Source organism: Gammaproteobacteria bacterium, assembly GCA_037388465.1.
Classification (GTDB): domain Bacteria; phylum Pseudomonadota; class Gammaproteobacteria; order SpSt-1174; family SpSt-1174; genus JARRKE01.
Map to the genome: position 1 here is coordinate 1 of JARRKE010000089.1, position 7,652 is coordinate 7,652.

The window sequence follows — 7,652 nt, forward strand, 5'->3', positions numbered from 1 at the left end:
AATCTGATTGCACCCTCCATCCTGTCCGCGGATTTCGCGCGCCTGGGCGAGGAGGTCGACAACGTCCTGAAGGCGGGCGCCGACATCGTCCATTTCGATGTCATGGACAACCACTACGTTCCGAATCTCACCATCGGTCCGTTGGTCTGTGAGGCCCTGCGCAAGCATGGCGTAACCGCGCCCATCGACGTGCATCTGATGGTCAAGCCGGTGGACCGGATCATTCCCGATTTCGCGGCGGCGGGCGCCACCTACATCACCTTCCATCCCGAGGCCTCCGAGCATATCGACCGCACCCTGCAGCTGATTCACGGTGAAGGCTGCAAGGCCGGCCTGGTGTTCAACCCCGCCACCTCGCTGTCCTATCTCGAATACGTGCTCGACAAGGTGGACATGGTGCTGCTGATGTCGGTCAACCCCGGCTTCGGCGGGCAGAAATTCATACCCACCGCGCTCGAAAAGCTGCGCGAGGCGCGCCGCCTCATCGATCAGAGCGGGCGCGACATCCGTCTGGAGATCGACGGCGGCGTGAAGGTCGACAACATCCGTGAGATCAAGGAAGCGGGTGCCGACACCTTCGTGGCCGGTTCCGCCATCTTCGGTGCGGGCAAGGATTCCGATCCCAACCACTACGACACCGTGATCCAGGCCATGCGCGACGAGCTGGCCAAGGCCGGCAGCTGAGATCAGTCGAGGATCGGAGTGTGACGTTGAACAAACCCCGCATGGTCCTGATCGACGTGGACGGCACGCTGGTGGACAGCGTGCCGGATCTCGCCTTTTGCGTGGACGAGATGATGAAGGCGCTGGACATGCCGGTGCGCGGCGATGCCAAGGTGCGCCTGTGGGTCGGCAACGGCATTGAGCGGCTGGTCGAGCGGGCCCTGGTCGATGACCTGGATGCCGAACCGGATGCCGAGCTGAAGGCGCGCGCCATGCCGATCTTTACCGCATTGTATGCGGAGAACACCTCCGCGCGGTCCAGGCTGTACCCCGGCGTGCGCGAAGGGCTGGATTACCTGAAGGCGGCCGGTTTCCGCCTGGGGTGCGTCACCAACAAGGCCGAGTGCTTTACCCATCCGCTGCTCAAGGACCTCGGCATCTTCGATACCTTCGAACTGGTCGTCAGCGGCGATACGCTGGAAAAGAAAAAGCCCGATCCCATGCCGCTGCTGTACGCAGCTGAAAAGCTGGGTGTGACCCCTGCCGAGTCGATGATGATCGGAGACTCCATCAGCGATGTGAAGGCCGCCCGGGCGGCGGGCTTCCAGATCGTCTGCATGAGCTATGGCTACAATCATGGCGAAGACATCCGCAAGTACGATCCGGATGCCGTGATCGATTCCATGGCGGAACTGCCGGGCTTGCTGGAAAAGGCGGCTTAGGTCACACTAGCAACGTAATGATGACTCACATTCAGAACTGGGTGACGCGGAATTGGCGATGGCGGTGAAGCTGTCGTCGAGTCGTTATTTCCGTTTCAACCCTGTCCTGGACGTGAGCAATGAATGCCCAAGCCTTTGAACAGTTAGCCGCGCAAGGCTACACCCACATCCCCCTCGTGCGTGAGGTCCTCGCCGACCTCGACACCCCCCTTTCCACCTACCTCAAGCTGGCCGATGCGCCCTACAGCTATTTGCTGGAGTCGGTGCATGGCGGGGAGAAGTGGGGGCGTTATTCCATCATCGGCCTGCCCGCGCGGCGGGTGGTCAAGGTGCGCGGGCACCAGATACTGGTGGAAGAGGACGGCCATCCCGTCGAGGAAGTGACCGTCGACGATCCGCTGGCATGGATCGACGATTTCATGGCCCGCTACCGGATACCCGAACTGCCCGAACTGCCGCGCTTCAATGGTGGGCTGGTCGGCTATTTCGGTTACGACACCGTACGCTACATCGAACCGCGCCTGGGTGCCTGCCAAAAACCCGATCCGCTTGGTACGCCCGACATCCTGTTGATGGTGTCCGAAGAGGTGGTGGTGTTCGACAACCTCAGCGGCCAGCTTTATCTCATCGTCCAGACGCCACCCGGCGACTACGAGGCCGGATTGCAACGCCTGGATGCGCTCGAGGTACGCCTGCGCGAGGCCGTACCGCGCCGCAAGGCGGTGGCGGCCCGGCATGTGGAGGAAAGCGATTTCGTCTCCGGTTTCACCGAAGACGGCTTCAAGCAGGCCGTACAGCGCGCGCGCGAATACATCATCGACGGTGACGTCATGCAGGTGGTGCTCTCGCAGCGCCTGTCGGTGCCGTTTCATGCCCGGCCGCTCGACCTCTACCGCGCCCTGCGCAACCTCAATCCCTCGCCGTACATGTTCTACCTCAACCTCGAGGATTTCACCGTGGTCGGCTCGTCGCCGGAAATCCTGGTGCGCCTGGAAGGCGACACGGTGACGGTGCGCCCGATCGCCGGCACGCGTCGTCGTGGACGCACCGAGGCGGAGGACAAGGCGCTGGAGGCCGAGCTGCTGGCCGATCCCAAGGAGCGTGCCGAACACCTGATGCTCATCGATCTGGGGCGCAACGACGCCGGCCGGGTCAGCGAGATCGGCAGCATCGAGCTGACCGAGCAGATGGTGATCGAGCGTTATTCCCACGTCATGCACATCGTGTCCAATGTCACCGGTAAGCTGCGCGAGGGCATGGACGCCATGGACGTGCTGCGTGCGACCTTCCCGGCCGGCACCGTGAGCGGGGCGCCGAAGATCCGCGCCATGGAGATCATCGACGAGCTCGAGCCGGTCAAGCGCGGCGTCTATGCAGGTTCGGTCGGTTATCTCGGCTGGAACGGCAACATGGATACCGCCATCGCGATCCGCACTGCGGTGATCAAGGACAACACTCTGCACATTCAGGCCGGAGCCGGGGTGGTGTACGACTCCGATCCCAACCTCGAATGGAAAGAGACCATGAACAAGGGGCGTGCCGTGTTTCGGGCGGTCACCCTGGCCGAGGCCGGGCTCGACGGCTCGCATCAATAAGGGGCGGTGTCATGATACTGGTCGTCGACAACTACGATTCCTTCACCTACAACCTGGTGCAGTACCTCGGTGAACTGGGCGCCGAGGTCGTGGTGCGGCGCAACGACGAGATCGACGTTGCCGGCATCGCGCAGCTCGCGCCCGAGCGCATCCTCCTCTCGCCCGGGCCTTGCACGCCCAATGAGGCCGGCGTATCGCTCGACGTGATTCGCGAATTTGCGGGCAAGGTGCCGATCCTCGGCGTATGTCTGGGCCACCAGTCCATCGGTCAGGCCTTCGGCGGCCGCATCGTGCATGCCAAGCAGATCATGCACGGCAAGACCTCGTTCATTCACCATAACAACCAGGGCGTGTTCGCCGGTCTGCCGAACCCCTTCGAGGCCACCCGCTACCATTCCCTAGTCATTGAACAGGAAAGCCTGCCCGACTGCCTGGAGGTGACCGCCTGGACCCAGGATCAGGGTGGCGAGATCGACGAGATCATGGGCGTGCGCCACAAGACCCTGGCGGTGGAAGGCGTGCAGTTCCATCCGGAATCGATACTGACGCAGTACGGGCACGACCTGTTGCGCAACTTCCTGGCCATGAAAACGGAACAGGCTGCCTGAAGGGGGACGAACGAATGAACATGATCGACGCCATTCGCGCCATGACCGAAAAGCGCGATCTGAGCAGCGCGGAAATGACGGAGGTAATGCGCCTGATCATGGGGGGCGATGCGACGCCCGCCCAGATTGCGGGCTTTCTGATTGGTCTGCGCATGAAGGGCGAAACCGTGGACGAGATCGCCGCCGCGGCCCAGGTGATGCGCGAACTGGCCACGCCGGTTACGCTGTCACCCGAACATCTGGTGGACATCGTCGGCACCGGCGGCGACGAGGCGCATACCTTCAATGTCTCGACCGCGAGCAGCTTTGTGGTGGCGGCCGCCGGCGGACGGGTGGCGAAACACGGCAATCGGTCGGTTTCCAGCTCATCCGGTTCCGCCGACGTACTGGAGGCTGCGGGCGTGAAACTCGACATCACCCCGGAACAGGTCGTGCGCTGCGTGGAAGAGGTGGGTGTCGGCTTCATGTTCGCACCCATGCACCACGGTGCCATGAAGCACGCCATCGGACCGCGCCGGGAGATGGGCGTGCGCACCCTGTTCAACGTACTCGGTCCGCTGACCAATCCCGCTGGTGCGCCCAATCAGATCCTTGGTGTGTATAGCGACGACTGGTTGCAGCCGTTGGCCGAGGTGATGGGCAAGCTGGGCAGCCGCCACGTCATGGTCGTGCATTCACAGGACGGCCTGGACGAGATCAGCGTTGCGGCACCCACCAACGTGGCCGAACTGAAGGAACATTCGATCGAGCGCTATACCATTCAGCCGGAAGATTTTGGTATCGGGCGCGGCCGGCTGGACGATATCCGTGTCAATGACGTGCACGAAAGCCTGGCCATGCTGCGTTCGGTGCTCAATAACGTGCCAGGCCCCGCGCGCGATATCGTGGCCCTGAACGCCGGAGCTGCGATTTACGTCAGCGGCCTCGCTGACGACATGCAGGCCGGCGTCCAGCGCGCCATCGAGGTGATCGAGAGCGGCGCGGCGCGTGAAAAGCTGGAGATGCTGGTGGCGTTGAGTAGTGGTTTTGGGGGTTAGTGCTGATTTGCGCGCTTTGGGGCCAGTTGGATAGGTGGACGGTCGTGTTTCGCGCATTCTTGGGTGAGTGTTTCTAATTGGCCCTTGTCGCAATGCGCGAGTTCATTTTCTTTGCTTGTCCAAAGAAAACGAACCAAAAGAAACGACACCCCACGGCCGCGCTGATCCTGCACACCCCGCGGTCTGACCGGAGGTCGCCCGACAGGACTTCCCTGTCCTGACGGGCGACGCGCGTGATCCGTCACGCGCCCTAACGGCTCCTGGTCAGCCCACTGCGGGGCGTTCCGGGCGCGGCCGACGGGGATTAAAGACAGGCGCTGAGTTCTGAGTGCACAGTGCTGAGCAAAAGCCACTCCAGTCCCTCACTCAGTCTTCAGCGCTGTGCACTGGTTTTCTCCCCCCCGTCCCGCCTTGCCGAGCAGCCGGTGGCTTGCAGGGTCAGCCCGGCAGGGACGCCGGGCTGAGGTTCGCCGCGACAGGACGTCGTGTCGAACCGGGCCCGTCGCAAGTCAGCGGTGGCGAGGGCAGCCCGCAGGGCCAAGGCGGTGGGGGCGCCTTTCTTTCGTCCCTTTCTTTGGGCGAACAAAGAAAGGGACTCGCACGCATTATCGGGTGTTAGATAGAAAATCCCGGTGCTTTAGCGTGCGAAACAAGACCTCGTGCTGGTCTAAGTGAGCTTAAAAAGCGTGAAACACCCCGCTGACATCGCTAATGGCTAACCACGCGATACAAAACTCAACCCCTTTACAACAACACCTTCTCAATCCCACCCTGCTGCGCCTGCTGGACGAATTTCTGCTGCCAGCCTGCGCCCAGCATCTTGTTGGCGAGTTCCACCACGATGTAATCGGTCTCCAGGCCGGTATCTTCGCGGTAGCGTGACAGGCCCTGCTGGCAGGCGGGGCAGGCGGTGAGCAGCTTGACGTTGCCGTTGCGGGCGCGCGCATGTCCGGTCAGGGACTCGATGCCCTGCTGCAGTTCTTCCTGCTTGCGGAAACGCACCTGGGTGGCGATATCGGGGCGCGACACGGCGAAGGTGCCGGCCTCGCCGCAGCAACGGTCGGAGAGCTGGACGTCCTGGCCGATGAGTGAACCGGCGACCTTGACCGGATTGTAGGTCTTCATCGGGGTGTGGCAGGGATCGTGGTACATGTACTGCACGCCGTCCACGCCTTCCAGTGATACACCCTTTTCCATCAGGTATTCGTGTATGTCCAGCAGCCGGCAGCCGGGGAAGATCTGCTCGAATTCGTATTTCAGCAGCTGATCCATACAGGTGCCGCAGGACACGATCACGGTCCGGATGTCGAGGTAGTTGAGGGTGTTGGCCACGCGGTGGAACAGCACGCGGTTTTCGGTGGTGATGGCCTTGCCCTTTTCGATGTCGCCACTGGATGTCTGCGGATAGCCGCAGCACAGGTAGCCGGGCGGCAGCACGGTCTGGGCGCCGGATTCGTACAGCATCGCCAGGGTGGCCAGGCCGACCTGAGAGAACAGCCGCTCAGACCCGCAGCCGGGGAAGTAGAACACGGCGTCCGACTCCTCGGTCAGCCGGGCCGGGTCGCGCACGATCGGCACCATGCCGGGGTCTTCGAGGCCGAGCATGGACCGAGTGGTGCGGGTGGGCAGGCCGCCTGGCAACGGTTTGCGCACGAATTGCACCACTTGTGCGGGGACCGAGGTGCGCCCTGTGGTCGACGCGGGCGGGGCCTTGCGTCGCAACATGGCGCTGTTTTTCAGCAGGCCGTGGGCGAAGCGCTGCGCACGGAAACCCCAGCCGACCAGGGCCTGGCGCATGAGCTTGATGGCGGTCGGATCCTTGATGTTGAGAAAGGCCATGGAAACGGCCGACACCGGGCGGAAATGGCGCTTGCCCTTTTGCTTCAGGACATGGCGCATGCGAATGGTGACATCGCCGAAATCGATGTTCACCGGACAGGGGTTGAGGCATTTGTGACAGACCGTGCAATGGTCTGCCACATCGTTCAGCTCCTCAAAGTGATGCAGCGAAATGCCGCGCCGGGTCTGCTCTTCGTACAGGAAGGCCTCGATGATCAGCCCGGTGGCGAGGATTTTGTTGCGCGGCGAGTAGAGCAGGTTGGCGCGCGGTACGTGCGTGTTGCACACCGGTTTGCACTTGCCGCAGCGCAGACAGTCCTTGATGTCCTCGTTCAGCTCGCCGAGTTCGCTCTGTTCCAGGATCAGGGCTTCCTGCTGTACCAGGCGCAGTGAAGGCGTGTAGGCGTTGGCCAGACCCGAGCCGGGCAGCAACTTGCCGTGGTTGAAATGACCTTGCGGATCGACCTGCTGCTTGTACGCGGCAAAGGCCTCCACCGTGGCGGGTTCCAGGTACTGCATCTTGGTGATGCCGATACCGTGTTCACCGGAGATCACGCCGTCCAGCGAGCGGGCAAGTTCCATCACCTCGTCTACCACGCGCTCCGCTTCCTGCATCATGGCGTAGTCGTTGGAGTTCACCGGGATGTTGGTGTGCACGTTGCCGTCGCCGGCATGCATGTGCAGGCCGATGAACAGGCGTGAGGTGAGAATGCGGGCGTGGACGCGCTCAAGGCGCTCGTGCAGCGGGCGCAGGTCTTCGCCCGAGAAGATATTCTTGAGCGGTTTTTCCAGTTCGCGCCGGTACGATACACGCAGGCCGCGGCGCAGGAGCAGATCGATGAGGGTGTCATTCGGGCGTAGCGCCTCACGTGCGCGGTCATCCAGCAGCGCATCGTGATCACGTGCGGGTTCGTCGAGATGATCCAGCAGTGCCTGCCAGCGTCCGCGCACCTGTTCCACGTGGTCGAGTGCGGAGCCGAGCTTGGCCTCCAGCATGGCGTCGCTTTCCTCGCTGGATTCGTAGTCCTGGCGGCGCAGTTCCGGATGGTCGTCGCCCAGGCAGGCGAGGATCTCCTCGGCCATGCGCAGCTTGTTCTTGAGCGACAGGCGGATGTTGATGCGCTCGACGCCTTCGCTGTAGGCCGCCAGCTTTTCCAGCGGGATGACCACGTCCTCATTGATCTTAAA

At 62.6% G+C, this 7,652-nt stretch carries 6 protein-coding genes; 5 read left to right on the forward strand and 1 reads right to left on the reverse strand.

The window, feature by feature from the left end:
• The first annotated feature begins 3 nt into the window (after positions 1-3).
• The 5 genes from rpe (at position 4) to trpD (ending at position 4,625) form a co-directional block, all read left to right on the forward strand.
• Positions 4-684, forward strand: a complete 681-nt coding sequence (gene rpe / locus P8Y64_12635; GenBank protein MEJ2061312.1) for a ribulose-phosphate 3-epimerase — start codon at positions 4-6, stop codon at positions 682-684.
• 20 nt (positions 685-704) lie between these two features.
• Entirely contained in the window at positions 705-1,385 is a 681-nt protein-coding gene (locus P8Y64_12640) for a phosphoglycolate phosphatase (GenBank protein MEJ2061313.1), read from the forward strand.
• 119 nt (positions 1,386-1,504) lie between these two features.
• On the forward strand, positions 1,505-2,980 hold the full coding sequence (gene trpE, locus P8Y64_12645; GenBank protein MEJ2061314.1) for an anthranilate synthase component I: 1,476 nt from the start codon (positions 1,505-1,507) through the stop codon (positions 2,978-2,980).
• 11 nt (positions 2,981-2,991) lie between these two features.
• Positions 2,992-3,588 carry an aminodeoxychorismate/anthranilate synthase component II gene (locus P8Y64_12650; protein ID MEJ2061315.1) on the forward strand — a complete coding sequence of 199 codons (597 nt, stop codon included), beginning with the start codon at positions 2,992-2,994 and terminating at the stop codon, positions 3,586-3,588.
• Positions 3,589-3,602: 14 nt separating this feature from the next.
• Positions 3,603-4,625: an anthranilate phosphoribosyltransferase gene (gene trpD / locus P8Y64_12655; GenBank protein ID MEJ2061316.1), complete on the forward strand. Its 1,023-nt coding sequence runs from the start codon at positions 3,603-3,605 to the stop codon at positions 4,623-4,625.
• Positions 4,626-5,369: 744 nt separating this feature from the next.
• On the opposite strand, the gene P8Y64_12660 is transcribed toward trpD, so the two are convergent.
• On the reverse strand, positions 5,370-7,652 hold a 2,283-nt coding region (locus P8Y64_12660), incomplete at its 5' end, for a DUF3400 domain-containing protein (GenBank protein ID MEJ2061317.1).

Bases quoted from the DNA above. Each gene is read 5' to 3' on its own strand.
- trpE (MEJ2061314.1), top strand. From the start codon at position 1,505: ATGAATGCCCAAGCCTTTGAACAGTTAGCCGCGCAAGGCTACACCCAC.
- P8Y64_12650 (MEJ2061315.1), top strand. From the start codon at position 2,992: ATGATACTGGTCGTCGACAACTACGATTCCTTCACCTACAACCTGGTG.
- trpD (MEJ2061316.1), top strand. From the start codon at position 3,603: ATGAACATGATCGACGCCATTCGCGCCATGACCGAAAAGCGCGATCTG.